The sequence below is a fragment of the Lentzea aerocolonigenes genome (assembly GCF_000974445.1).
Taxonomy (GTDB): Bacteria; Actinomycetota; Actinomycetes; order Mycobacteriales; family Pseudonocardiaceae; genus Lentzea; species Lentzea aerocolonigenes.
On record NZ_BBOJ01000023.1, the window covers coordinates 85,461 to 109,796 of the forward strand.

Genomic DNA, 24,336 nt, shown 5'->3' on the forward strand with positions numbered 1-24,336 from the left:
ATCAGTCACTCACAGTAAGATTGTTGGTCCATGCGCGTTAGTCGCTGAGTCTTCCCTACTGATACGTGGTGGCTCTCGGTGATGCCCTGGAAGTCCACCGCCTGAGGAGGGTCGATGTTGATCCAGGGAACGTGCGCCTCGCAGTTCGCGGAAGTGCGCACCGAGTTCGAACGCAACTTCGCCGAGCGGGGCGAGGTCGGCGCCTCCGTCCACGTGACCCTCGACGGCGAGCCCGTCGTCGACCTCTGGGGCGGTGTCGCCGACCCGGTCACGGGCAGGGAATGGTCCGAGGAGACCATCGTCCACGTGTGGTCGTGCACCAAGGCCGCCACGGCGTTGTGCGCGCACATCCTCGCGTCCAGGGGCGAGCTGGACCTGAACGCGCCGGTCGTCCGGTACTGGCCCGAGTACGGCGCCGAGGGCAAGGACGCGACGCTCGTCCGCCACGTGCTGTCGCACCAGGCAGGCCTGCCCGCCGTCACCTCGGCGCTGCCCGCGGGCGCCTTCTACGACTGGGAACTGGTCACCTCGACGCTCGCCGCGCAGAAACCGTTGTGGGAACCCGGCACGCGGCACGGCTACCACGGCCTGACGTTCGGCTTCCTCGTCGGCGAGATCGTCCGCCGCGTCACGGGCCTGACGCTCGGCCAGTTCTTCGAGAAGGAGGTCTCGGGCCCGCTCGGCCTGGACTTCTGGATGGGCCTGCCGGAAGACCTCGAAACCCACGTCGCCCACACGATCCCGGTCGACCCGACCCAGCCCGGCGTGCTGCTGCCGTCGCTGTTCGTCACCGCCCTGACGCAACCCGAGTCGCTGCCGGGCCTGATGCTGCTCAACAACGGCGGTTACATGGCACCGGGCGAGTCCGACTCCCGCGCCGCGCACGCCGCGGAGATGGGCGCGATCGGCGGCATCTCGAACGCCCGCGGCCTGGCCGGCCTGTACCGGCCTCTGGCGCTCGGCGGCGCCTACAACGGCGTGCGGCTGGTGGACGAGTCCCAGCTCCCGCAGATGTCTTCGGTCGTGGTGGCCGGGCTGGACGCGGTGGTGGGCGTGCCGTCGCGGTTCGCGCTCGGGTTCCAGAAGGCCACGGACAACACGTACCTGCCTGAGAACGACCGCGAAGGCCTGCTGGTCGCCGAGGAAGCGTTCGGGCACAACGGGATGGGCGGTTCGCTCGGGTTCGCCGACCCTCGGGCGCGGATGTCGTTCGGCTACGCGATGAACCGGCAGGGACCGGGGCTCGGGGTCAACTCACGCGGGCAGTCGCTGGTGGACGCGGTGTACCGGGCGTTGGGGTACCGGCAGAGCGGTGGCGGCACCTGGTTCGCCTGAGAACGCGCTGACGCAGGGGTACCCCCGAGCTGGGAACCCCTGCGTCACAACGTACTCAGCAGGTCCGACAAGATCGTTCAGACGAGCGGACCCGCCACGGTCAGAACGGCTTCGTCTCCGCCGCGATCTCGCCCAGGATCTCGCTCAACGGCCGCGACGACTGCACCGACAACGCGGCCGCACCCGGCGGCACGTTCTCCGCGATGTCCGTGCCGGCGCAGGTCACGCGCGAGGCCGGTAGGATTCCCGACACCAGGTACTTGTTCACCAGTGCGTCCACGCAGGCGTTGCGGCGCAACGCGTAGTGGCCGTGCTGGCCGTCGTTCGACACGCTGATCAGCGGCTCGTTCAGGTGCTCCGCCATGACCCTGCCGTTGGCGAGCGGGGTCTGGGTGTCGCCGTCGGAGTTCACCACGACGCCGGCCGGGTACTTGCGGGTGATGGCCGGAATCTTCTCCGGGCGCTGGAACGCGCGGAACGTGCAGTTGGTCGGTCCCATGTAGTCGACCGTGCCGCCGTAGGGGTTGGTGTCCCGCCAACGCTTCATGTCGTTGTAGTAGGTGTTCACGTCGGTGAACCAGTCCCACTCGCAGGTGACGGCCTGGTACGTGCCGGGTGAGGTGGGCTCGATGTCGCTCTTCTTCAACGCCGCCACGATCGCGGACGCCTCGGCGGGGTTGACCGTGCCCGCCTTGATCGAGGCGATGTGGCGGGAGAACGCCGCCCACGAGCGGCGGTAGCGGGTCGCGCCCACGGCGTAGTCGAAGGACGAGACGTCCGCGTAGCCGCCGTACGGGCCGGCCTTCAACTTCGAAGCGATCGCGTCCAGCTCACCGCGGACGGCCTCCGGGGTCGTGCCGAGGCCGTACGTGGCGTTGCGCGCGGCGGTCCACTCGGTCCACTTCTTCATGTTGTCGGTGATGGCGTCCACCACGTCGACGTCCTGCTCGTGCCACGTCTTCAGCGGGTCCAGCGCCGAGTCCAACACGCTGCGGTCGAGCGACTTCGGGAACATGGAGCCGAAAACGGCGCCGAGCTGCGTGCCGTAGGAGTAGCCGACGTAGGAGACCTTCTTCTCCCCCAACGCTCCGCGGATGACGTCCATGTCGCGGGCCGTGTTCATGGTCGAGACGAACCGGCGCATCTCGCCGCCGCCGCGCTCGCAGTTCGCCTCCACGGCGCGGGCGTAGTCCGACCACCGCGAGAGCTGCGCGTCCGTTGGGCGCGTGGGAAATTCCTGATCGGAGGACGTCGAGATGCACCGCAGCTGCGTGGAACGGCCCACGCCGCGCGGGTCCATGCCGATGACGTCGTAGATCTTCAGGACCTCGGTCTGCGCGTTGAACCAGTGCACGGCGCCGAGACCGGAACCGCCCGGCCCGCCCGGGTTGGTCAGCAGCACGCCTCTGCGGCGCGCGGGATCCGTCGCCTTCTTGCGCGAGATGGCGATTTCCAGGTTGCCGTTGCCGGGGTTCTTGTAGTCCATCGGCACGATCACCGTGGCGCACTCGACCCCCGTCGAAGGCGACACCCAGCCCGCCGGGCACTCGCCCCACGCCACGGTCTGCGTGTAGTACTCGTCCAACGGGCCAGGCGCCGCCTGGGCCGTTCCCACCAGGGACATGAACAGCGGGGCGGCCAAAGCCGCCGCGCCCCAACGCTTGCTCACCGCGTACCCCTCCCGGTCATCGATCAGCGACTGACGCTTCCGCAGTCGCGGACCCGATCGACACCCCCGAAGGTCGGGTGAAATTCACCTCACCTCGCACACCTCGTAGGTCAGCTCCAGGCCGTTGAGGACTCCCTTCGCGACGGCCTGGACGCGGTTCAACCAGCGGTAGCGGTCGTCGCCGGCGTCGAACAGAGGGGCCGCGAACAGCGGGGCACCGGGGCCATTCGAGACGTCAACCCGTCCTGAGTAGTGCAGGAACACGAACGCGTCGTCGTGGGTGCGCAGCACGGAGCGCACGTCGAGGGTCGCGGTGCCGTCCGGGCCGATGGTCAGCCAGTCGGCGCTCGATGTGCCGTGCATGACGCCGCGCAGGCGTTCGCCGACGAACTCCCCCGACGCCACCTCGTAGATCAACCGGTCGCCCACGGGCGTTTTCGGGAGCCGGTAAGGCTTTCGCAGCTGGGCGGTCATGGTTCCGAGAGGCACGAGCTCCATCATGCGCAGAAGCTAGGTGCCACCCGCCCAGTGGGCAACGACCTGCGCTTATCCGCCGTGGAATCCCAGCAGAAGGCGTGCGGATGGGGTAGGAACGAGGTATGGATCCGGTCAAGGCGTTGAAGCAGGTGGCCTTCCACCTCGAACGGGCAGGCGAGCCGACCTACCGCGTCCAGGCGTTCCGCAACGCGGCCGCCGTCCTCGCCGACCTCGACCCGGCCGAGGTCGAGAAGCGGGCCGAGCTCGGCACGCTCACCGACCTGAAGGGCGTCGGGAAGGCCACGGCGGGTGTCGTCCTGGACGCGCTCGCGAACCGCGAACCCGGCTACCTCGCGAAGCTGCGGCACGTCGACCTCAGCGGCGGCGAGGAACTGCGCGCGAAGCTCAAGGGCGACTGCCACGTCCACTCCGACTGGTCCGACGGCGGCAGCCCGATCAAGGACATGGCGGAGGCGGCCCGCGACCTCGGCCACGAGTACATGGTGCTCACGGACCACTCCCCGCGGCTGACCGTCGCGAATGGACTCTCCCGCGAACGGCTGGAGAAGCAGCTCGACGTCGTCGCCGAGCTGAACGTGGAACTGGCGCCGTTCCTGATCCTGACCGGCATCGAGGTCGACATCCTCGACGACGGCTCGGTCGACCAGGACGAGGACCTGCTGGCACGGCTCGACGTCGTGGTCGCGAGCGTCCACTCGAAACTGAAGATGCCCAGGGCCGAGATGACGCAACGGATGCTGACCGCGGTGGCGAACCCGCACGTCGACATCCTCGGCCACTGCACGGGCCGTCTGGTCGTCGGCAAGGGCCGCCCCGAGTCGCAGTTCGACGCCGAGCGCGTCTTCGAGGCCTGTGCCGAGCACGGCACGGCGGTGGAGATCAACTCACGGCCGGAGCGGCTCGACCCGCCGCGCAGGCTGCTGTCGCTCGCCGTCGACGCCGGCTGCACGTTCTCGATCGACAGCGACGCGCACGCGCCCGGCCAGCTGGACTGGCTGAACTACGGCTGCGCGCGGGCGGAGGAGTGCGGTGTCCCGGCGGACCGTGTGATCAACACCCGGCCCGCATCTCGGCTGCTGTCCGGGTGAGGTGCTCGTACCAGGAGACCAGCGGACCGGTGTCGGCCAGTGCGCGGATCAGCGCGACCTCGCACAGGTCCCGGACCGGCCGCGGATCCCACCGGGCCAGCAGGTCGTCCAGCGACCCCAGCGTGCCGAGCGCGTACGCCTCCAGTCCCGCGCAGATCGGCACGACCGTCCCGTCCCGCTTCACCACCAGCGGATCGACCCGCACGAACGCCGCGGGATCCGTCCGCAGCAGCGCGGCGGACGTGACGTCGAACTGGACCTCGACGGCGTCCTCCTCCGCGACCCGGTTCAGCTCCACGGCCGCGTGGACGAGGTCGACGCGATCGACACCGTGCGGACGCACCCGCACCTTGCGCGCGCCCTCCCCCACCGCCTCGGTGGCCAGGTCCCGCAGCCTCAGCACGGTGCTCGGCACGAGGTCGATCAACACCGTCACGCGGTGACCGTCGGCGGCGCACTCACCCACTTCGTCCAGCCCGACCACGAGCTCGGCTCCCGGCACGACGGTGAGCCAGCGAGGGTCGTGGACCTCGACTCCCATGCCTTCTAGGAGCATCCATTCGCCGTGGAAATACCTCCGCGGCGATTCCACCCCTGAGGGGGATTTCCCAGCCGTTCACCGAACTGCTGCCGAACGATCACCGCACGCGGCGCTCCTGGCCCCTACCCTTCGCGACGGTCCATGTCCGCCAACAAGGAAGTGCGCTGGCATGTCACGTCGCAGGGCTCCGTTAGCCGTGCTGTCCACGGTCGTCGTCACGGCGGCCACCCTCACCGCCTCCACGACGGCTCAAGCAGCCACCACCACGTTCACCCCGACCGCCGACACCTACGTCGACAGCGCCGCCACCGGCACCAACTACGGCACGTCCGGCCAGCTCGGCGTCGACAACTCGTCGACCAAGCGGACGTTCCTCAAGTTCACGGTGTCGAACATCAGCGGCGCGGTCACCAACGCCAAGCTGCGCATCCACACCGACGACGTCGCCGACGCGCAGAGTCCGAACGGCGGCACGTTCCGGTCCATGACCAACGTCAGCTGGACCGAGACCGGCGTCACCTGGAACAACCAGCCCGCCATCGACGGCGCCACGCTCGGCTCCCTCGGGGCGGTCGTGCGCAACGCCTGGTACGAGGTCGACGTGACGAGCTACGTCACGGGCAACGGCACGTTCAGCATCGGCGTCACGTCCAGCAACTCGGACGGCGCCGACTACGACTCGCGGGAGAGCGGTTCGACCACCGCGCCGCAGCTCGTGGTCACCAGCGGCACGACACAGCCGCCCGGCGACCCGGTGTGGGTCGGCGCGGGTGACATCGCGGACTCCGGTTCCGGTGACACCGCCACGGCCGCGCTGCTGGACAACATCCAGGGCACCGTGTGGACGACGGGCGACAACGTCTACCCGGACGGCACCGCGTCGCAGTTCAGCACCTACTACGAGCCCACCTGGGGCCGGCACAAGGCACGCACGCGGCCGGTGCCGGGCAACCACGACTACCACACCAGTGGCGCGACGGGGTACTACAACTACTTCGGGGCGCAGGCCGGGCCGTCAGGACAGGGCTACTACTCCTACGACCTCGGCAACTGGCACATCGTGGCGCTGAACTCGAACATCGCCATGTCCGCGGGCAGCGCGCAGGAGCAGTGGCTGCGGCAGGACCTCGCGGCGAGCACGAAGCCGTGCACGGCGGCGTACTGGCACCACCCGCTGTTCACCAGCGGCGCCAACCACGCGCCGGACGCATCGACGAAACCGTTGTTCCAGGCCCTTTACGACGCCAACGCGGACTTGGTGCTCTTCGGGCACAACCACCAGTACGAGCGGTTCGCCCCGCAGAACCCCAACGGCGCGTTGGACAACGCCCGCGGCATCCGCACGTTCGTCGCGGGCATGGGCGGCGCGGGCGCCTACGGGTTCGGCACGATCAAGCCGAACAGCGAGGCCCGCAACACCGGCACCCGCGGCGTGCTGAAGCTGACGTTGCACAGCAACAGCTTCGACTGGCAGTTCGTGCCGGAGGCGGGCAAGACCTACACCGACAGCGGCACGACGAACTGTCACTGACGGGCTGCTGGAGGCCGATGTGTATCTGTCCACAATAGACAAGCCCAGGGCGGCGAACTGGAAAGGGCTGAGCGGCAACGTCTTCGCGCTCGGCACGGTCAGCCTGATCACCGACGTGTCGTCGGAGATGGTGGCCGCGATCCTGCCGCTGTACCTGGTGATCGGCCTCCAGCTCAGCCCGGCCGCGTACGGGCTGATCGACGGCGTCTACACCGGCGCCACCACGCTTCTCCGGCTCGCCGGCGGCTACCTGGCCGACCGGACCAACAGGCGCAAGGCGGTCGCGGGCTTCGGCTACGGCCTCTCCGCCGCGGCCAAGCTCGGGCTGCTCGCCGCGGGAAACTCCTTGACGGCACTGGGTTTCGTGATCACCGCGGACCGTGCGGGCAAAGGTCTGCGCACGGCACCACGGGACGCGCTGATCACCCTCTCGACGCCGAGCGGTGACCTCGGGCGGGCGTTCGGCGTGCACCGGGCGATGGACGGCATCGGCGCGTTCGCCGGACCTCTCGTGGCGATGGCCGTCCTCGCGGCGTCGGCGCAGTCGTTCGACGCCGTGTTCGTCACGAGCTTCTGCATCGCCGCGTTCGGCGTGCTGGTCCTCGTTCTCTACGTGCGTGACCGGCCGGAACCCGTCGAGCGCAAGGAACCTCTGCAGCTCGCGCTCCTCAAGGACCCGGCCGTCCGCAGGATCGTGCTGGCCGCGTCGCTGCTCGGCCTGGTCACCATCGGCGACGGGTTCGTGTACCTGCTGCTGCAGAAGCGGGAAGGGCTGGCGTTCGGCTGGTTCCCGCTGCTCGCCGTCGGCACGAGCCTGGTCTACCTGTTGCTCGCCGCGCCGCTGGGCGCGCTCGCCGACCGGGTCGGCAGGCTCAAGGTCATGCTGGGTGGGTACGTCGCCCTGACACTCGTGTACCTGCTGCTCCACGGCCCGCTCGGCGGCTGGCCGCTGCTGGTCACCGTTGTGCTGCTCTACGGCGTCTTCTACGCCGCCACGGACGGCGTGCTGATGGCGCTCGCCGGCCCCGTCCTGCCGGAACGCCTGCGCACCACCGGCATCGCGCTGATCCAGAGCGGCCAGGCGCTCGCCTATCTCGGCTCCTCGGTGCTGTTCGGCCTCGCCTGGCAGTTCTGGAGCCCGGAAGCAGCCACCAGGACCGCCGCCGTCGCGGTCGTCCTCGCCCTGATCACCACCGCCGCACTGCTGGGACGCCGCCGCTCATGAAGAACCGCCTGCTCGTCACGCTCGTCGCCGCCGTGCTGCTCGGCGGTGTCGCCGTCGGCTACACCGTGCTGTCCGGCACACCGCCGCAGGAAGCCGCGCACTCCGTCCCGACCACCGGCGGCCCGCGGCTGGTGGTGCTCAGCAACGGCAAGCTCTCCACCGTGTCCCGCACCGACCCTGCCGGATCGCGCGAGGTCACCGAACAACGCTGCGATCGCGTCTACTCAGCCGCGGGCACGATCTCCTGCCTGCGCCCGGTCGGCGCGTTGAAAGCGGGCGAGCTCGCCGTGCTGAACAGCGATCTCGAGGAGCTGAAGACGGTTCCGCTGACCGGGTTCCCCAACCGCACGCGGGTGTCGGCGAGCGGCCGGATGGTGGCGTGGACGTTGTTCGTCGACGGGCACTCCTACGCCGCCAACGGTTTCTCGACGGCCACCGGCATCCTCGACACCAAGACCGGCACGCTGGTGCAGTCGCTGGAGGAGTTCGCCGTCGAGGGCCTGCCACAACGGCCGGTCGACACGAACTTCTGGGGCGTCACGTTCACCGCCGACGACAACCGCTTCTACGCCACCATGTCCACCGGCGGCCACCGCTACCTCCTCGAAGGCGACTTCGCGGCCCGCAAGGTCCGCCCGCTGACGGACGCGGACAACGTCGAATGCCCGTCGCTGTCCCCGGACGGCACCCGCATCGCCTACAAGAAGGCGGTCGACGGCGACCCGCAGAAGGGCTGGCGCGTCTCCGTGCTCGACCTGGCGACGCGCCGGATCACCGAGCTCGCCGAGACCCGCAGCGTCGACGACCAACCGGCCTGGATCGACGACAGGACCGTCGCGTACGGCCTTCAGCGCGACGACGGCCTCAACGACGTGTGGTCCGTGCCCGCCGACGGCACCGGCACGCCCGCGATCCTGGTTCCCGAGGCGAGCTCCCCAGCGCCGATCTAGGCCGGAAGGGGTCGCATCCGGTCCGGCATGTGCGCCCGCAACGTGTCGTGCAGCGCGGACACGGCGTCGGCGTCCAGGACGACGGACCCCGTCGCGCACGCCAGCACCGCCTCACCAGTGCGCTGGTCGGGCACGTACCGGAGTGTCCAATCCTTCTGGGCAACGTCCGGCACAGAGCACGACTCGGCCTGACGAATCGCGGTCAGCAGCTCCGACACCCGCTCGTACCCCAGCCGCGCGCTCCAGCGCAGCGCGGCAGGGGGACGGACGAATAACCGGAGGCCTCCGGCGGCTCGGCGAACCTCGACGCACGACAACACCGCTCAACCTCCTACACCAGCTTCACCAGCGAGACTAGCCAGAAAGGACGGGTGACAGGATCGCCTGTCACCCGTTCGGTTCACTGATAACAGGGCTTCTCGAACTTGAAATCTTTTGCGGTCTGACCGGTGAAGAACTCCTCTACCAGCGTCACTCCGGTCGGAGCGGCGTCGTCCGGGCGGTAGATGAGCGTCTGACGGAACAGTGCGTCCTGGGGCGAAGCGGAGAAATTACCTGCACCCGAAGGAAGCATGCCCTCGTAGTCCACGGAGTTGAGCTGACGCACCGCGGCGAGCAGCCCGGCCCGCGTCAGGTCCTTGTTCGCGGCCGCCTTCTCCAGCGCGGCCTTCAGCGGGTACGCCCACACCCACCCGGCGGTGTAGCCGTCGTTCGGGGTGACGCCGGGCAGCGCCGCCCGCATCGCGGTGTGGCCGACGGACTCGGTCGCCCACGCCTTCCACGGCGCCGACTGCAGGTACAGGGCCTTGATCGCGGGCGCGGCCGGCGACTTCAGCAGACCGGGGTTCCACGTCGGCGAGGTGCCGATGAACTTGCCCTTGTAGCCGCGGGCGGCGGCCTGACCGATGATCACGGCGGCGTCGGTCGGGCCGGTGGTCAGCACGACCAGGTCCGGCTTCTTCGACACCACGGCGTCGATCGCGCCGCCCTGGTTGTCCTGGCCGCTCTGCGTGGTCACGTTCTCGAACGACAGACCGCGCTTCTCGGCGGCCATCTTCGCGCCTGCCGCCGCGTCGTCGCCGTAGTCACCGGCGAGGTGCACGGCCATCACGGACTTCACGCCCAGCTTGTCGGTGGCGTAGTCGACGGTGTTCATCGACTCGACGCAGTAGTTCGCGCCGGACTCCAGCACGACCTCCTCGAAGCCCCACAACGACGTCCACGACGCGGGCACCGACACCATCTGGCTGTTCTCGAGGTCCGGCAGGATCGCCGCGGTCGTGGGAGAGCCCAACGTCTGCGTGAGCGCCAGGATGTTGCCCTTGATCTCCTGGTAGACCTGGTTGTGGATCTGCGGGTTGTACTTGTTGTCCTTGACGTACTTGGTCACGTCGATCTCGTAGCCGCCGATGCCGCCCTTGTCGTTGACGCGCTTCCAGAACGCCTTCTGCGCGTCCGTGATCGGCACGGCCAGCGTCTTGAACGGGCCTTCGGTGAGGTCCGAGATCGTGCCCAGGTAGATGCAGCCCTTGGACTTGTCGACGGCGTTCGGGCACGCCTCCTTCGTCACGCCGATGTCGACCTTGATGCCACCGGCGCCCTCCTGCGGCGCGGCGCCGTCCCCGCCACGGCAGGCCGCGAGAGCGAGCGCTCCGACGAATACGACTGCCAATCTCTTACCAGACATCGGGAATCTCTCCTCAGTACGAGAACGGCCAGGTGCGCCAGTAGTTGCGGACGCGGACCCAGATGCCGAACAACCCGCGTGGCTCGACGATGAGGAACACGATGATGAGCACGCCGTACAGCACGGCCTCGACCTGGAAGACCGTGACCGCGCCGGTCGCGTCACCACTGATGAACGGCAGCACCGCGGGCAGTTCCCTGGTGATGCGTGGCAGCAACGTGATGAAGAGCGCGCCCATGATCGCGCCCGAAATGGTGCCCGCGCCGCCGATGAGCACCATCGCGATGTACTGCACTGACAACAGGAGGCTGAACGAGCCGGGGTCGAAGAACCCGTTGATCACGAACAGCAACGCGCCCGCGACGCCCGCGTAGAACGAGGACACCGCGAACGCCAGGACCTTGTACTTCGTCAGGTCCACGCCGATCACCGACGCGGCCAGGTCGCGGTCGCGCACCGCGGCGAACGCCCGCCCGACCCGCGAGCGCACCAGGTTCCGCGCCAGCACCCCGAAGATCACCAGCAGCACGAACATGACCAGGTACAGCTGTTGTGCCGCGGTGAACACGGCGTTGTCCCTGTCCAGCCGCACGCCGAACAGCTCGGGGATCGCCGCCGGCCGCCCGACCCCGGGCCCGCCGGTCAGCGACGTCCACTCCCGGAACACGTGCTCTCCCAGGAAGACCAGTCCCAGCGTCACGATCGCGAGGTAGAGCCCGCGCAACCGCACCGCCACCGGCGCCACCAGCACGCCGAAGAACGCGGCCACCAATCCCGAGGCCAGCAGCCAGATCGGCAGCGACGTGATGCCGAACCCGATCACCCGCCCGGTCTCGGAACCGCTCAGAGCCGCACCCGTGTACGCGCCGATCGCGAGGAAGAACGCGTGGCCCAGCGACACCTGGCCCGCGTAGCCCGTGACGATGTTCAGCCCGATCGCGCCGATCGCCGCCACGAACCCGGTCGCGAGCAGCTGCAGCAGGTCGTCCGTGATGAGGAACGGCACGAGCAGGGCGAGCACGACGAGTCCCAGCGACCACGCGCGTTTCGGACGCGTGTTCAGGAACGCCATGTCCTGCGCGTAGGAGGTGTACAGCTCAGGCCTGCCCTTCACAGCCGCTCCACCTCCCTCTTGCCGAACAACCCGTACGGTCTGACGAGCAACACGAGCAGCATCAACGCGTACGGCGCGACGAGCGCGAAGTTCGGCCCGAGCCACGGCGCGAAGTCGCCCTGGTACGTCCCGAAGAGCGACTCGACGATCCCCACCGCGAGCCCGCCGACGACCGCGCCGCCCAACGACTCCAGCCCGCCGAGGATGATCGCGGGCAACGCCTTCAGCGCCACGATCCACAGCTGCTGGTCGACGCCGGCGCCGGTCGCCACGAACACGCCGGCCAGCGCGGCGAGCCCGCCCGCCAGCGCCCACGACAGCGCGAACACCGACCCGACCGAGATCCCTTGCGCCAGCGCCACTTCCTGGTCGTAGGCGACCGCCCGCATCGCGAGCCCGATGCGCGAGTACCGGAAGAACGCGAACAGCGCGACCGTCACGACGGCGGTGGTCCCGATCATCACCAGGTACCGCTGCTGCACCTCCGCGCCCAGGAAGTTCATCGTCGTGAGGCCCCACGGGTCGCCGACCTGGCGCACGTCCAGGCCGATGAACGCGTTCGTGACGACCCTGACCACGACGTCCACGCCGATGGTGATGATCGCGACGACGAACACCGGTTTGCCGACCATCGGCCGCAGGACCGTGCGTTCGACTCCCAGCGCCAGCACCGCGATCACCAGAGCCGCCACCAGCACGGCGCCGAAGAACGACACCTGCGGCGCGAGGTACGAGACCAGCACCGCGCCCGCCAGCATGAACGCGGGCTGCGCGAAGCTGATCACCTGCGTCGACTTGTAGATGATCACGAAGCCGAGCGCGAGCAACGAGTAGATGGACCCGGTGCCGAGGCCGCGGATCAACGACTGCAGGAACTCATCCATGCCGTGTTCCCCCGGCTCCGTCGTACATCGACTCCACGAGGTCGCCGAACATCTTGCCCAGCGCGGATCTCTTCACCTTCTGCGTCGCGGTCAGCTCGCCGTCCTCGTGGTCGAGCTCCTTGGGGAACATCCGGAACTTCTTGATCTGCTCGACCGAGGCGAAGCGAGAGTTCACCTCGGTCACGATCGACTGCACCAGCTCCAGGACCTCGGGCTTCTCCGACAGGTCCCGGTAGGTGGTGTAAGGGATTTTGCGTTGCTGAGCCCAGTGGCCGACCGTCTCGTACTCGATGCCGATCAACGCGACGAGGTAGGCCCGCTGGTCGCCGACCACCACGGCTTCCTTGATGTACGGGGAGGTCTTGAGCGCGTTCTCCAGCTCGGACGGCGCGATGTTCTTGCCGCCCGCGGTGATGATGATGTCCTTCATCCGGTCGGTGATCTTCACGTGCGTGTCGTCGACCCACTCGCCGACGTCGCCGGTGTGCAGCCAGCCGTCGGTGACCACCTGGGAAGTGGCGTCGGGATCACGCCAGTAGCCCGCGAACGTGCCGCCGTGCCGCGTGAGGATCTCGCCGGTCTCGGCGTCGATCCGCAGCTCGATGCCGGGCTGCGGCTCGCCGACGGTGCCGACCTTGACCCGTCCCGGCCGGTTTCCCGTTGCCACGGCGGTGTTCTCGGTCATGCCGTAGACCTCGTGCATCGGGACCCCGATGCCCATGAAGAACTTCAGCACGTCCGGGGCGATCGGCGCGGCACCGGACGCGGCGTACCGGACGTACCGCATGCCGATCCTGGCTTTCAGGGCGCGGAAGCAGAACAGCCAGCCCAGCGCGTAGATCAACCTGCTCTGCGCGGTGTGCTTCCCGCCGGTCCGCACGAGCGTTTCGCCGATGCCGTCCGCTCTGTGCAACCAGAACCGCGTGACGGAACGTTTGAGCCAGGAAGCCGACGACACGCCGATCGTGACGCCCGCCAGCACCTTCTCCCAGATGCGCGGCACGCCGAACAGGATCGTCGGCTGCACCTCGCGCAGGTTCGCCTGCACGGTCTCGATCGACTCGGCGAAGTGCACCTGCACGCCGCTCGCCGCGCTGAACCACGTCGTGAAGATGCGTTCGGCGACGTGGCACAGCGGCAGGTACGACAGCGTGACATCGGTGGAGGACGGCGGTGGCGAAGTGAAACCGCCGCCCTCCACCAGCACGTGGACGGCGAACTCGACGTTCGCCACGGTGAGCATCGCGCCCTTGGGTGGCCCGGTCGTTCCGGACGTGTAAATCAACGTCATCACGTCGTCCGGCTCGGTCTGAGCCATGCGTTCGGCCAGCTCGTCGCCGTGCTCGTCCCGGTACCGCGCGCCCAGCGCCAGGAAGTCGTCCCAGGCGAGCAGCTTCGGGTGGTCGTAACGGCCCTTGATGCCGCGCGGCTCGAGGTACACGATCCGTTCGAGGTCGGGCGTGTCCTCCAGCACCGCCAGTGCCTTGTCGACCTGTTCCTGGTCCTCCGCGATGAGGATCCGCGCGCCGGAGTGCGCCAGGAGGTACGCGACCTCGGACGGCGGGTTCGTCGGGTAGAGCCCGACCGTGATGCCGCGCGCGGCGACGATGCCGAGGTCGGCGTAGAGCCATTCGCGCCGGTTCTCGGAGTGGATCGCCACCCGGTCGCCGGGCTGCACGCCGAGTGCGAGCAGCGCGTCGCCGACGAGTTCGACGTTCGCCCAGTACTGCGCCCAGGAGACTTCCTGCCAGATGCCGAAGTCCTTGGCGCGCAACGCGATCCGGTCCGGCGTCTGAGCCGCCCTGTCCCGCACGCGAGTCACCACGGTCGTCGTCATGACGCCACGCTCCGGTGCTGCTCGCCGAGGTACGCGCGGATGACGTCGGGGTCCTCCTGGACCTCGGCGGGCGTGCCGGTGCGGATCGGGCGGCCGAAGTCCATCACCATCACGCGATCGGCCAGGTCCATCACGAGACCCATGTCGTGCTCCACCATGATCATGGGGATGTTCAGCTCCTCGCGGACGTCGAGGACGAACCGGGCCATGTCCTCGGTCTCCTCGACGTTCATGCCCGCGACCGGCTCGTCGAGCAGGAGCAACCGGGGTTCCATGGCGAGCGCCCTGCCCAGCTCGACGCGCTTCTGCACGCCGTACGGCAACAGCCCGACCGGGAACCGGCGCCACTGCTCCAGCTCCAGGAAGTCGATCACGTCCTCGACGGCCGACCGGTTCTTCAGCTCCTCGTTCCGGGCTTTCCCGAGCCAGAAGAACGCCGACAACGCTCCGTAGTTCATGTGGTTGTGGCGGCCGAGCATCAGGTTGTCGACGACGGTGAGGTGGGAGAACAGCTCGATGTTCTGGAACGTGCGGGCCATGCCCAGCGCGGCGATGCGGTGCGGCCGCATGCCGATGAGGTCCTGGCCGGCGAACCGCACGGTGCCCTGCTGCGGCCGGTAGACGCCGCTCAGGACGTTGAAGATGGAGGTCTTGCCGGCACCGTTCGGGCCGATGATGGCGAACAGCTCGCCTTCGCCGACCTCGAACGACACCCCGTCGACGGCGATCACCCCGTCGAACGCGAGCCGCACGTCGGTGACCTGCAGGACGCTCATGACAGCCACCGCTTCCTGCGCTTGTAGTGCTTGACCGCACGGAACGAGGAGGTGCCGAGACCGAGGTAGAACTCGCGGATGTCGTCGTCGGCGAGCAGCGCCGCCGCCGGCTTGTCCATGACGACCTTGCCGGTCTCCAGCACGTACCCGTGGTCGGCGATGGAGAGCGCCATGCTGGCGTTCTGCTCGACCAGCAGGACCGTGGTGCCCTGTTCGTTGATCTTCACGACGAGGTCGCGGATCTGCTGCACGAGCAGCGGCGCGAGGCCGAGGCTGGGCTCGTCTAGCAGCAGGTAGGAGGGCTCGGACATGAGCGCCCGGCCGATCGAGAGCATCTGCTGCTCGCCGCCGGACAGGTAGCCGGCGCTCTGTCTTCGCCGCTCCAGCAGCCGCGGGAAGAGCTCGTAGCAGCGGTCGAGGTTGTGCTTGAGGGTTCTGGGTCTCGCGTGGCCGCCGACCTTGAGGTTCTCCTCGACGGTGAGCTCGGCGAGGATCCTGCGGCCTTCGAGCGCCTGTTTGATGCCCCGGTCCGCGATTTTCGCCGGTGACAGACGGTGGATCGGTTCACCGTCGAGCGTGATGGAGCCCTTGGTGACCTTGCCGTCGTGCACGTCCAGCAGCCCGCTGAACGCTCTCATCAGCGTCGTCTTCCCGGCGCCGTTGGCCCCGAGCAGGGCCACGACCTGGCCTTTCGGCACCCTGAGGCTCACGCCGCGGAGCACCAGCATCACGTCGTCGTAGACAACCTCAAGGTTGTTCGCCTCGAGCACCGGCGCCTCCTAGGGCGTGTGATGCCGATCAGTATGACGTGGATCACAGCCGGTTTGCCCACTGTGGGCGATTTCGTGATGCGCAGATCGCGAGTGGTTCACCACTCTCCGTGACAGTCCGGTGTGGACAGGTAGGCGATGTGTAACAGCGCGTGACGCGGGTACTCACCCATCGACGACTAGTGAAAGAGGAGGAGGTTTCGTGACCACCATTGAGAAGTCGGTGGACGTCCACGTGCCGGTGAGCACGGCCTACAACCAGTGGACCCAGTTCGAATCCTTCCCGGCGTTCATGGACGGCGTCGAGAAGATCGACCAGCTCACGCCGACCCGGACCCACTGGACCACGAAGATCGGCGGGGTCGTCCGGGAGTTCGACGCGGAGATCACCGAGCAGCACCCGGACGAGCGCGTCGCGTGGACCACGGTCGACGGACCGCCGCAGGGTGGCGTGGTCACCTTCCACCGGCTCGACAACGACACGACGCGGGTCCACCTCCAGATGGAGTACGACCCGGAGACCTTCACCGAGAAGGCGGGCGCCGCACTGGGCGTCGTCGGCCACCGGGTCGAGGGCGACCTGAAGCGGTTCAAGGAGTTCATCGAGAACCGCGGCACCGAGACCGGCGCGTGGCGCGGCGACGTGACGCCGCCGCCCCAGGTCTGATCGCGGTGCGCCTTGACGCCAGACCAGCACGCGGCGTTCGAGGAACTCGGGCGCACCTGCCGTGACTCGCCGCGCTACTACGCGCTGCGGGACCGGCTGGTGCGCGAGTACCTCCCGCTCGCCCGGCACATCGCCCGCCGCTTCAGCGAACGCGGCGAGCCCATGGAAGACCTCGCTCAGGTGGCCGCGGTCGGACTGATCAACGCCATCGACCGGTTCGACGTGAGCAGGCAGACGGACTTCCTGTCCTACGCCGTGCCCACGATCACCGGCGAGGTGCGGCGTCACTTCCGGGACCAGTGCTGGGCGGTGCGCGTGCCCCGCAGGTTGAAAGAGCTGTGTGACTCCATCGACGGCGCGACCGCCGAGCTGTCGCACAAGACCGGGCGATCTCCCACTCCCTCCGAGATCGCCCGGCACCTGGGGGTGTCGCTGACCGACGTCTACGAGGGCCTGCGCGTGGAGAAGAACGTCTCGTTCGCTCCCCTCGACGCGCTGGAGAGCTCGACGGTCGACGACCCCGCGCTGGAGGGAGTCGAGATCCACGAGGCCCTGCAACCGATGTTGCGGGGCCTGCCCCGGCGCGAGCGGACCATCGTGGTCCTGAGGTTCTTCGGCCGGCTGACCCAGACGGAGATCGCCCGCCGCGTCGGGATCTCCCAGATGCACGTCTCGCGCCTGCTCACCAAGTCGCTGGAGCAGCTGCGGCACGACCTGCTGGCGGAGGAGTGAAATGACCGAGCGCGAATGTCCGGTTTTCGCGATACTGGCGGCATGAACCGGTTGCGGTGGCCCCAGAAGCTGGCGATCAGCACTGGCGCCCTGCTCGCGCTCTGGGGAGTCGCCGGTTTCTTCGTGACGGGTTTCGGCTCCTTCGCGGGCGAGTCCGAGACCTGGGTGCTCGGACTGCGCGTGAACCCGTTGCAGAACACCATCCACCTCGTGTTCGGCGCCGCGCTGATCGTCGCGGCTCCGCGACTCAAGGCGCTGAGCGGAACCGCGCTGCTGGTGGCGGTGCTGTTCCTCGTGCTGTTCGGCCTCGGGCTCGCCCGGTACGACGACCAGGTCGTCAACTTCCTCAACGTGAACCCCGGCAGCAACGCGCTGCACCTGTTCGCCGGCTTCGCCTCGCTGGCGGCGGCGCAGGGTGCCGCGTGGTGCCGGCAGTGCGACCGGGCGGCGCTGCTCAGGACGACCTGAGCAGCCTGCTCACCGCGCGTTCCGGATCGCCGTTCCCGATGACCTCACCACCTTCGAACGCCTCGACCAGGCGCGGGTCGACGTAGGACTTCCGCGCCACGGCGGGCGTGTTGCCCAGGTGTTCCGCGACCTCCTTCATGACCGCGCTGACCGCTCGTTTGGACGGCTTGCCGCGTTCTTTCAAGGCGTCGGCGAACGCCTGGGCGGCGTGGACCGTGGCGTGCCAGGTGCGGAGGTCCTTCACGCTGAACTCGTCACCGACCAGTTCGCGGAACCGTTCGTTGATGTCGTCGGCGGTGAGGTCGAAGACCCGGCAGTCAGGGGTCTGGTCCTTCAGCAACGAACGGACGGCGCGCGCGAGCATCGGGTCTTCGATCTCCTCGTCGACCTCGACGCCGTGCTTGGCGGGAAAGCGGAACCTCACGCGGTCCCCGCGCACGCTGAGGTGTTCACAAAGGAGGGTCGCGACACCGTGGGTGCCGTTGTCCTCCGCGTACTGCTCGTGGCCGACGCGGAAGACACCGAGGTCGAGCATCCGCAGCGCGATGGCCAGCAATCGCTTGCGACCGCGGGACTTCATGTCCTTCTCGATCTGCTCGCGGAACTTCCGCAGGCGCGGTGCGAGCCTCAGCACGCGGTCGAACTTCTCCGCGTCCCGGTCGGTCCGCCACTTCTCGTGGTAGAGGTACTGGCGGCGGCCCGCCTCGTCGTAACCGAGGGCCTGGATGTGGCCGTTCGGGTGCGGGGAGATCCACACGTCCCGCCACGCCGGCGGGATGACCAGCGCTTTCACCCGTGCGACGTCGTCGGCGCCCAGGCGCCGGCCCGTCGCGTCGAGGTAGCGGAACCCGCTGCCGTGCCGGCGGCGGGTCCAGCCCGGCCGGGCCGGGTCGCTGCGGCGCAGTCTCATTCGGGCACCTCGTGGTTGATCAGCACGAGACGCGGGTACCCGCTCGCCGATGAATCACTACACGGTCGGTGTGGAACAAGAGTTCCTTCTTGTTGATCCCGAGTCGCGGCGGCCGGTAGCACTGGCGCCCCGAGTCAGGGAGATCTCGCGCGCGCCCGGTGACCTCGACGTCCAGGGCGAGCTGACGCCGTTCCAGATCGAGATCGCGACCGGCGTCACGCACTCCTTCGAAGAGCTGGACGAGCAGGTGCGCGCCGCCAGGAAGGTGCTGGTCGAGGCCGCCGACGCCGCCGGGTGCCGGCTGGTCGCCACAGGCATGCCGCCGATCGGCAAGGCAGGTCCTCCGCCGGGATCGGACGACCCCAGATATCACCAGATCGAGTACTCGCACCGAAGACTCGTGATCGGGCAGGGTGCCTGCGGGCTGCACGTGCACGTGGGCGTCGAGGACAAGGCGGAGGCGCTGCGGGCGTCGAACAAGCTGCGGGCCTGGCTGCCGACACTGCTCGCGCTGAGCGCGAACTCCCCCGTCTACGAGGGAGAGGACACCGGGTACGCGAGCTGGCGGTCGATGGTGTGGTCGCGCTGGCCGGTGAGCGGGCCACCGCCGGAGTGGGACGGTCCCGAGCACTACGACCGGACCGTCGACTCGATCATCTCCACGCAGGCGTTGCTGGACAGGGCGATGGTGTACTGGGACGTCCGCCCGTCGGCGAACCACCCGACGGTCGAGGTGCGCGTCGCGGACATTCCGCAACTGGCAACGGAAGTGGTCGTTCTCGCCGAACTGATCCGAGCCCTCGTCGTATCGGAACCCTCCGAACAGCGGGTGGACGACTCCGTGCTGCGAGCGGCATATTGGCGGGCGTCGCGCGACGGGGTCGACGGACTGGCCGCCGATCCACACACCGGAAAACTCTCCCCCGCGTTCGACCGGGCAGAAGAGCTCGCCGAGCACGTTTCGGTCGCGCTGCGCGATCGCGGCACTCTGTCTACTGTGGAGCGGCAGATCGACTGGTTGCGCCACAACGGCAGCGGTGCCGCTCGGCAACGACGCTGCCCGGACCCCGAGTCCCTTGTGGACATGCTGATCGCCCGAACGCGTGAGGACATCTGATGCGACTCCCCGCTCCCCGCGGCCACATGAGCGCTGCGCTGGTCGCCGCGCTGCGCTCGCAACCATCGCCGCGACCCGCACTGCTCGTCAGCGGCGGGACCAGGGAGACCTGTCTCGACGACGATCTCCAGCTGTCGCTGTGGATCTGCTACGAACTGCGGATGCGCGGGTTCGACGACGTGCACCCGCAGTGGGAGGACCACCCGGCACTGGCGCAGTTCCACGCGGCTTTGGAATCGCGCTGGGAGGAAGGGCTGCGGTCGCTGGGTGAGACGACACAACCGGCGGTGCTTTCGGAGGACGGGCTGGCCGAGCTGCGCCGGCACCACGCGTTCTGGCAGCCGCGCAGGGAGATGCGTTCGGTGCTGCGCGACATCCAGGGCGACGCGTACGGAGCGCGGTCGGAGCGGACGCACTCGGTGCTGTTCACCGTGACGTTGCGCGACCTCGACGTCTGCGCGAGCGTCGACGAGATGCCCGCGCCGACCCTCGCGCTCGCGAACGCGCTGTCGTTGTTCGGCCTGCACCAGCGTCTGGTGGGCGCTCTGGTCGGGTTCCTGTCCGCCGTGGACACGATCGGCGGCGACCCGTTCGCGCAGCTCCTGCCCGTGCAGTGCCCGCCGGACGACGTCCGCCTCGGCTTCACCGCGTGCCACGAACTGCACGCCCGCCTGACGCAGCACGTCGACGCGAGCCTGCGGGCCGGACGCACCTCGCTGAGGGGTCGCTGGCTGGTCTCGCAGGGCCGCGTTAACGTGGGGTGCTGACCGCACTGAAGGGAGACAGCGTGCCCGACCCCACAGCTCTGGCCTCCGTGGTCGTCGACCGGATCGCACCCGACGTCGTCGTGCTGCACGTGTCCGGAGAACTCGACACCACGAGCAGCGGCGAGCTGACCACACCGTTGGACAGTCACGTGGTGGAGGCGAACCGGGCGGTCGTCGTCGATCTCGGCGGCGTGAAGTTCCTGGGCTCAGCCGGACTGGAGGCGCTCGTGCTCGGGCAGCAGCGCGCTACCGGCACCGGCGTCGAGTTCGTCGTGGTCGCTTCGACCAGAGCGGCGTTGCGCCCGATCGAAGCGACAGGGCTGGACTCGGTGTTCACGATCCTGCGCTCGCTGGACGAGGCCGTGGAGCGCTACTCGTCCTGAGTCACCACGGCAGGGGGCCGTCGGCGTCGAAGTAGCCGCCGGTCGGCCCGTCCTGGCCGATCTGCGCCATCCGCACGACGGACGCGGCGCCCGGCTCGACCGCGTTGATCCGCACGTTCGGGAACGCCTTGGCGTACTGCACCGCGACGATGTTGGCTGCGGCGGCGGACAGCGAGGCAGGGCCGCCGCCGACGTTCACGACGACCGGTGCGGACGACCGCTCCAGCAGCGGCAGGAACGCCTGCAGCACGCGGACCAGTCCGGCGAGGTCGTCCTCGAACGTCTCCTGCTCGAGGTCGGCGGTGGCGTTGACCAGCACGTCCAGCTCACCCACGGCCTCGGCCGCGGCAGCCAGGGACTCGTCGGACGTGACGTCGAGCTGCACGGGCCGGGCGCCGATCTCGGAGGCCGCCAGGTCATGGCTGTCCAACCAGACGGTGTGACCGGCGCGCACCAGCTCACGAGCGGTCTCGAGGCCGAGGTTCGCGCTCGCGCCGGTGATCAGCACAGCAGCCACACCTGGACGCTAGTCCTGGCCGATGTCCTCGTACCAGAGCTCGGGGCGTTCGGCGATGAACGTCGTCATCAGCTCGATCAGCGAGGGATCGTCGACGACCGTGATGCCGACGCCGTGCTCGGCCAGCCAGTCGTGACCGCCGTGGAACGTGGTGGCCTCGCCGATCAGCACGTTCGAGATGCCGAACTGGCGGACCAGGCCGCTGCAGTACCAGCACGGCGACAGGGTCGTGACCATGGTCGTGCCGCGGTAGCTGCGCTGACGGCCGGCGTTGCGGAAGGCCGAGGTTTCCGCGTGCATGGAGGCGTCGCCGTCCTGCACGCGGCGGTTGTGGCCCCGGCCCAGCAGACGGCCGTCGCCGTCGAAGAGCGCCGCGCCGATGGGGATTCCGCCCTCGGCGAGTCCCATCCGCGCCTCTTCGACGGCGACGGCCAGCATGTCAGCAGAGGTCATGCGACCCAAGCTACTTCGTCTTGAACAACTTCACCGTCATCGACGTGCCGCTCTGACGGAGAACCTTCAGGCCGACACCGACCGCCGGCAGCTTCACGCCCGCGTTGGGCTGTTCCGCGTACCAGTACTGCTTGGTGTCGTCGAACGTCGGCTGGGCCGCCGCACCGCGGACGTAGGACGCCTTGCCGTTGACGTGCAACGTGAAGGAGTCCGACTTCTGCAGCCCGAACGGCGCGTCGTAGCCGCCGATCGAAGGAGACCAGCGCTGGCCCTCCAGGTTGTACAGCGGGGCCGGGTTGGCGTCGATCGGCAGGATCAGGCCCTCACCGGGGTGCTCCCTGACGTTGTTGTCGAGGAAGCTCGTGTTCCACAACGACACCAGCAGGCCGTCCTGGTACGGGAAGTGCTCCACGAAGTCCGGCTTGTCCGGGAAGCTGAAGCGGTACGGGCCGGTCTTGTTGTACTTGCCGTACGACTCGTAGGTGCGGTTCGACGCGATGTAGAACTGGTCGAACGCCTTGGTCTCCTTGCCCTCGGTCGTGCGGAAGCCACGGGTGGTCCACACGCCGGTGGTCTCGCCGCCGTCGGTCAGCACCGGTGCGCCGTCGGCGGTCACAGTGATCTGGTCGGCGAAGAAGCCCTGCAGCGCAAGGGCACCGTCGGTCCGGTAGGCCAGGCGCAGCTTGGTGTTCTTGCCGGCGTAGGCGTTCAGGTCGACGGTGAGGTCCACCCACTGGCCACCGGAGGAAGCGCTCAACGCGGGTGCGTCGGCCGAGTCGCGCTGGAACGGTGCCCCGTTCGCGACGCCGTCGAGCTGGGTCCAGCTGCCGTCGGCGTTGGCCGCTTCGACGTAGAGGTAGTCGTAGTCCGCCTCGATGTCGTAGCGGGCCTTCATCGTGAGCGACGCGGACGTCTTGCCGCGCAGGTCGAGCGGGACGGTCATGGAGTTGTCGAGGTCGTTGCCCTTCTCGCTCCACCACATCTTGCTGCCCGCGAACGGCGCGCCGTAGTCGAAGGACTTGGAGATGTCCGGCAGCACGACGACGAGACCCTGGGCCTTCGCGGTGTTGTACTCGTGCGGGCCGAGCTCGAAGACGCGTTCCTGCCCCGCGACGGCGACCTCGTAGTCGAGCCAGCCGAGCTGGAGCTTGTCCCACGCGGAGAACTCGGGTGCGCGCTCGCCGGGCACCTCTCCGGGTCCGGAAGTCCTGCTCTGACCCATGACCGACCACCAGTTGACGCCGTTCGAACCGCCGGCGGTGTCGTAGTGGTCCGGCAGGCCGAGGTCGTGGCCGAACTCGTGCGCGAAGACGCTGACGCCGCCGTTCTCGGGCTGCACGGTGTAGTCGCCGACCCAGATGCCGGTGTCACCGATCTGCGCGCCGCCGAGCTTGTTGGTGCCGGGGCCGGTCGAGTAGTTCTTGAACGCGTAACCGCGGTGGCTCCAGAGCGCGTCCTCACCCTGCCACGGGTCGCCGTCGGCCTGGTCACCACCGGCGTGCACGATCTGGAAGTGGTCGATGTAGCCGTCGGCCTCGTTGAAGTCGCCGTCGGCGTCGTAGTCGTAGCGGTCCCACTGGTCGTACTCGGCCAGCGCCGCCTTGATCTGCTCGGTGGTCTTTCCCGCGGCCTTCTGGTCCGCGACCCACTGCGTGACGGCGTCCTTGATGAGCTCACGCGAGTTGTTGCAGATGTTGTCGCCGCACGGGTAACCGTTGCTGCGGCCGTAGCGGGCCTCGTTGTAGCGGACCTTCACCCAGTCCGTAACGGTGCCGTTGACCGTGTACCTGCCGCTCGACTGCTTGTCGTAGAAGTTCGCGACCGAGTTCGCGTCCTTCTTGCGGGAGAAGTACAGGTCCTGGAAGTACTGCCGGCTGAAGTCCGGCTGCCAGATCGTCGTGTTGTCGACCGCCCGGTTCGGCTCCGGGATCTGGTTGTGCAGCGGGCCGTCGAAGCGCTGCGGGCCGGGCGTGTTCGGGTTGGTGTCGCGGTCCGGGTAGTCCGGGTGCCGCTCGTTGCCGAACTCCGCGAGGATCACGAAGATCTTGTCGGTCTTCTCGCGCTTCAGCTCGACGTACTGGTCCTTGTTCTGCTTCTTGCCGACCTTCGCGACGGTGCTGCTGCCGCGCTTCTCCGTCTTCGCCTCACCGGTCAGCACGTCGGCGAGCGCCTGCTGCTTGAGCGCCCGGCGCTTGAGCTCCAGCTCGTGCGGCTGCTCGTCGGACTGCCGCACCTCCTGGACCTCCGGCTGCGCGGGCGGTGTGGCCGCCGCGGGCGTGACGAGTCCCGCCGTGATGAGCGCGAGTGACGCTGCCCCCGCCAATGCTCTTCGCACGTTCGTTCCCCTCTCGGATCCGAGAGCGGACGCTACGTAGCGCGGCGGTGACTCGACACGTCCGAAAGTCGGTTGTCGCCAC

At 68.5% G+C, this 24,336-nt stretch carries 25 protein-coding genes; 11 read left to right on the forward strand and 14 right to left on the reverse strand.

The features are described from left to right. Positions 1 to 114 precede the first annotated feature (114 nt). Positions 115 to 1,335, forward strand: a complete 1,221-nt coding sequence (locus AOM45_RS38360) for a serine hydrolase domain-containing protein (RefSeq protein ID WP_030468913.1) — start codon at positions 115 to 117, stop codon at positions 1,333 to 1,335. A 100-nt stretch (positions 1,336 to 1,435) separates the two neighbouring features. Here the strand turns inward: AOM45_RS38360 and AOM45_RS38365 are convergent, their stop codons facing one another. Both AOM45_RS38365 and AOM45_RS38370 read right to left on the reverse strand, forming a co-directional pair. Beyond that, the gene (locus AOM45_RS38365; protein ID WP_081902251.1) at positions 1,436 to 3,004 is read right to left on the reverse strand and encodes an alpha/beta fold hydrolase; all 1,569 of its coding nucleotides are present in this window, start codon (positions 3,002 to 3,004) and stop codon (positions 1,436 to 1,438) included. A gap of 84 nt (positions 3,005 to 3,088) precedes the next feature. Then, complete coding sequence (locus tag AOM45_RS38370) at positions 3,089 to 3,505, reverse strand: DUF3237 domain-containing protein (RefSeq protein WP_030468911.1); 417 nt, start codon at positions 3,503 to 3,505, stop codon at positions 3,089 to 3,091. 98 nt (positions 3,506 to 3,603) lie between these two features. Here AOM45_RS38370 and AOM45_RS38375 point away from each other — a divergent pair, with 98 nt between their 5' ends. Then, a complete protein-coding gene (locus AOM45_RS38375) occupies positions 3,604 to 4,590 on the forward strand; it encodes a PHP domain-containing protein (protein ID WP_030468910.1) in 987 nt (328 codons plus the stop codon). Here AOM45_RS38375 and AOM45_RS38380 read toward each other — a convergent pair. Then, entirely contained in the window at positions 4,553 to 5,131 is a 579-nt protein-coding gene (locus AOM45_RS38380; RefSeq protein ID WP_030468909.1) for a hypothetical protein, read from the reverse strand. The genes AOM45_RS38375 and AOM45_RS38380 overlap by 38 nt on opposite strands. Positions 5,132 to 5,300: 169 nt before the next feature. On the opposite strand from AOM45_RS38380, the gene AOM45_RS38385 reads away from it, so the two are divergent. From AOM45_RS38385 to AOM45_RS38395, 3 genes are read left to right on the forward strand one after another with little or no spacing between them, the layout of a single operon-like run. After that, positions 5,301 to 6,662 (forward strand): CBM96 family carbohydrate-binding protein, encoded by a 1,362-nt coding sequence (locus AOM45_RS38385; protein ID WP_030468908.1) that lies wholly within the window; start codon positions 5,301 to 5,303, stop codon positions 6,660 to 6,662. A gap of 19 nt (positions 6,663 to 6,681) precedes the next feature. Continuing rightward, entirely contained in the window at positions 6,682 to 7,887 is a 1,206-nt protein-coding gene (locus tag AOM45_RS38390) for an MFS transporter (RefSeq protein WP_030468907.1), read from the forward strand. Next, positions 7,884 to 8,837, forward strand: coding sequence for a TolB family protein (locus AOM45_RS38395; protein WP_030468906.1), 954 nt, complete (start codon positions 7,884 to 7,886; stop codon positions 8,835 to 8,837). Before AOM45_RS38390 ends, AOM45_RS38395 begins: the two co-directional genes overlap by 4 nt. Here AOM45_RS38395 and AOM45_RS51365 read toward each other — a convergent pair. From AOM45_RS51365 to AOM45_RS38430, 7 genes are all read right to left on the reverse strand, one after another. Beyond that, complete coding sequence (locus AOM45_RS51365; RefSeq protein WP_156249761.1) at positions 8,834 to 8,971, reverse strand: hypothetical protein; 138 nt, start codon at positions 8,969 to 8,971, stop codon at positions 8,834 to 8,836. The genes AOM45_RS38395 and AOM45_RS51365 overlap by 4 nt on opposite strands. A 266-nt stretch (positions 8,972 to 9,237) precedes the next feature. Then, positions 9,238 to 10,509 (reverse strand): ABC transporter substrate-binding protein, encoded by a 1,272-nt coding sequence (locus AOM45_RS38405; RefSeq protein WP_236703982.1) that lies wholly within the window; start codon positions 10,507 to 10,509, stop codon positions 9,238 to 9,240. A 28-nt stretch (positions 10,510 to 10,537) separates the two neighbouring features. Then, positions 10,538 to 11,638, reverse strand: a complete 1,101-nt coding sequence (locus AOM45_RS38410) for a branched-chain amino acid ABC transporter permease (protein WP_030468903.1) — start codon at positions 11,636 to 11,638, stop codon at positions 10,538 to 10,540. Continuing rightward, positions 11,635 to 12,522: a branched-chain amino acid ABC transporter permease gene (locus AOM45_RS38415; protein WP_030468902.1), complete on the reverse strand. Its 888-nt coding sequence runs from the start codon at positions 12,520 to 12,522 to the stop codon at positions 11,635 to 11,637. The genes AOM45_RS38410 and AOM45_RS38415 overlap by 4 nt, the downstream gene beginning before the upstream one ends. After that, entirely contained in the window at positions 12,515 to 14,359 is a 1,845-nt protein-coding gene (locus AOM45_RS38420) for an AMP-dependent synthetase/ligase (RefSeq protein ID WP_030468901.1), read from the reverse strand. The genes AOM45_RS38415 and AOM45_RS38420 overlap by 8 nt, the downstream gene beginning before the upstream one ends. Beyond that, positions 14,356 to 15,135, reverse strand: a complete 780-nt coding sequence (locus tag AOM45_RS38425; protein WP_030468900.1) for an ABC transporter ATP-binding protein — start codon at positions 15,133 to 15,135, stop codon at positions 14,356 to 14,358. The genes AOM45_RS38420 and AOM45_RS38425 overlap by 4 nt, the downstream gene beginning before the upstream one ends. Next, positions 15,132 to 15,905 (reverse strand): ABC transporter ATP-binding protein, encoded by a 774-nt coding sequence (locus tag AOM45_RS38430; protein ID WP_030468899.1) that lies wholly within the window; start codon positions 15,903 to 15,905, stop codon positions 15,132 to 15,134. Before AOM45_RS38430 ends, AOM45_RS38425 begins: the two co-directional genes overlap by 4 nt. A 202-nt stretch (positions 15,906 to 16,107) precedes the next feature. Here AOM45_RS38430 and AOM45_RS38435 point away from each other — a divergent pair, with 202 nt between their 5' ends. Genes AOM45_RS38435 through AOM45_RS38445 form a run of 3 tightly spaced genes read left to right on the forward strand, consistent with a single transcriptional unit; the run spans position 16,108 to position 17,772 of the window. Further along, entirely contained in the window at positions 16,108 to 16,572 is a 465-nt protein-coding gene (locus AOM45_RS38435; RefSeq protein ID WP_030468898.1) for an SRPBCC family protein, read from the forward strand. 12 nt (positions 16,573 to 16,584) lie between these two features. Beyond that, the gene (locus tag AOM45_RS38440; protein ID WP_030468897.1) at positions 16,585 to 17,304 is read left to right on the forward strand and encodes a SigB/SigF/SigG family RNA polymerase sigma factor; all 720 of its coding nucleotides are present in this window, start codon (positions 16,585 to 16,587) and stop codon (positions 17,302 to 17,304) included. Positions 17,305 to 17,346: 42 nt separating this feature from the next. Further along, the gene (locus AOM45_RS38445) at positions 17,347 to 17,772 is read left to right on the forward strand and encodes a DUF4383 domain-containing protein (RefSeq protein WP_051783850.1); all 426 of its coding nucleotides are present in this window, start codon (positions 17,347 to 17,349) and stop codon (positions 17,770 to 17,772) included. Here AOM45_RS38445 and AOM45_RS38450 read toward each other — a convergent pair. Beyond that, positions 17,759 to 18,682 (reverse strand): DNA topoisomerase IB, encoded by a 924-nt coding sequence (locus AOM45_RS38450; RefSeq protein ID WP_030468895.1) that lies wholly within the window; start codon positions 18,680 to 18,682, stop codon positions 17,759 to 17,761. The two genes, AOM45_RS38445 and AOM45_RS38450, sit on opposite strands and share 14 nt — an antisense overlap. Positions 18,683 to 18,731: 49 nt before the next feature. Between AOM45_RS38450 and AOM45_RS38455 the strand changes: the two genes are divergently transcribed. The 3 genes from AOM45_RS38455 to AOM45_RS38465 are packed head-to-tail and all read left to right on the forward strand — an operon-like array spanning position 18,732 to position 20,949. Continuing rightward, positions 18,732 to 19,799 carry a carboxylate-amine ligase gene (locus tag AOM45_RS38455; RefSeq protein WP_030468894.1) on the forward strand — a complete coding sequence of 356 codons (1,068 nt, stop codon included), beginning with the start codon at positions 18,732 to 18,734 and terminating at the stop codon, positions 19,797 to 19,799. Then, the gene (locus AOM45_RS38460; RefSeq protein WP_156093938.1) at positions 19,799 to 20,566 is read left to right on the forward strand and encodes an iron-containing redox enzyme family protein; all 768 of its coding nucleotides are present in this window, start codon (positions 19,799 to 19,801) and stop codon (positions 20,564 to 20,566) included. The genes AOM45_RS38455 and AOM45_RS38460 overlap by 1 nt, the downstream gene beginning before the upstream one ends. 20 nt (positions 20,567 to 20,586) lie before the next feature. After that, the gene (locus AOM45_RS38465) at positions 20,587 to 20,949 is read left to right on the forward strand and encodes an STAS domain-containing protein (RefSeq protein ID WP_162185679.1); all 363 of its coding nucleotides are present in this window, start codon (positions 20,587 to 20,589) and stop codon (positions 20,947 to 20,949) included. A gap of 1 nt (position 20,950) precedes the next feature. On the opposite strand, the gene AOM45_RS38470 is transcribed toward AOM45_RS38465, so the two are convergent. The 3 genes from AOM45_RS38470 to AOM45_RS38480 are packed head-to-tail and all read right to left on the reverse strand — an operon-like array spanning position 20,951 to position 24,254. Next, complete coding sequence (locus AOM45_RS38470) at positions 20,951 to 21,466, reverse strand: SDR family NAD(P)-dependent oxidoreductase (protein WP_030468891.1); 516 nt, start codon at positions 21,464 to 21,466, stop codon at positions 20,951 to 20,953. A 9-nt stretch (positions 21,467 to 21,475) separates the two neighbouring features. After that, complete coding sequence (locus AOM45_RS38475) at positions 21,476 to 21,919, reverse strand: nucleoside deaminase (protein ID WP_030468890.1); 444 nt, start codon at positions 21,917 to 21,919, stop codon at positions 21,476 to 21,478. Positions 21,920 to 21,929: 10 nt separating this feature from the next. Further along, positions 21,930 to 24,254: an immune inhibitor A domain-containing protein gene (locus AOM45_RS38480; RefSeq protein ID WP_030468889.1), complete on the reverse strand. Its 2,325-nt coding sequence runs from the start codon at positions 24,252 to 24,254 to the stop codon at positions 21,930 to 21,932. Positions 24,255 to 24,336 lie beyond the last annotated feature (82 nt).

What these genes read in the sequence shown, in the direction of transcription:
- AOM45_RS38370 (WP_030468911.1), bottom strand. Translation starts at nt 3,505, where the DNA reads ATGATGGAGCTCGTGCCTCTCGGAACCATGACCGCCCAGCTGCGAAAG.
- AOM45_RS38460 (WP_156093938.1), top strand. Translation starts at nt 19,799, where the DNA reads ATGCGACTCCCCGCTCCCCGCGGCCACATGAGCGCTGCGCTGGTCGCC.
- AOM45_RS38395 (WP_030468906.1), top strand. Translation starts at nt 7,884, where the DNA reads ATGAAGAACCGCCTGCTCGTCACGCTCGTCGCCGCCGTGCTGCTCGGC.
- AOM45_RS38360 (WP_030468913.1), top strand. Translation starts at nt 115, where the DNA reads ATGTTGATCCAGGGAACGTGCGCCTCGCAGTTCGCGGAAGTGCGCACC.
- AOM45_RS38375 (WP_030468910.1), top strand. Translation starts at nt 3,604, where the DNA reads ATGGATCCGGTCAAGGCGTTGAAGCAGGTGGCCTTCCACCTCGAACGG.
- AOM45_RS38450 (WP_030468895.1), bottom strand. Translation starts at nt 18,682, where the DNA reads ATGAGACTGCGCCGCAGCGACCCGGCCCGGCCGGGCTGGACCCGCCGC.
- AOM45_RS38420 (WP_030468901.1), bottom strand. Translation starts at nt 14,359, where the DNA reads ATGACGACGACCGTGGTGACTCGCGTGCGGGACAGGGCGGCTCAGACG.
- AOM45_RS38385 (WP_030468908.1), top strand. Translation starts at nt 5,301, where the DNA reads ATGTCACGTCGCAGGGCTCCGTTAGCCGTGCTGTCCACGGTCGTCGTC.
- AOM45_RS38455 (WP_030468894.1), top strand. Translation starts at nt 18,732, where the DNA reads ATGAATCACTACACGGTCGGTGTGGAACAAGAGTTCCTTCTTGTTGAT.
- AOM45_RS38380 (WP_030468909.1), bottom strand. Translation starts at nt 5,131, where the DNA reads ATGGGAGTCGAGGTCCACGACCCTCGCTGGCTCACCGTCGTGCCGGGA.
- AOM45_RS38415 (WP_030468902.1), bottom strand. Translation starts at nt 12,522, where the DNA reads ATGGATGAGTTCCTGCAGTCGTTGATCCGCGGCCTCGGCACCGGGTCC.
- AOM45_RS38425 (WP_030468900.1), bottom strand. Translation starts at nt 15,135, where the DNA reads ATGAGCGTCCTGCAGGTCACCGACGTGCGGCTCGCGTTCGACGGGGTG.
- AOM45_RS38445 (WP_051783850.1), top strand. Translation starts at nt 17,347, where the DNA reads ATGAACCGGTTGCGGTGGCCCCAGAAGCTGGCGATCAGCACTGGCGCC.
- AOM45_RS38475 (WP_030468890.1), bottom strand. Translation starts at nt 21,919, where the DNA reads ATGACCTCTGCTGACATGCTGGCCGTCGCCGTCGAAGAGGCGCGGATG.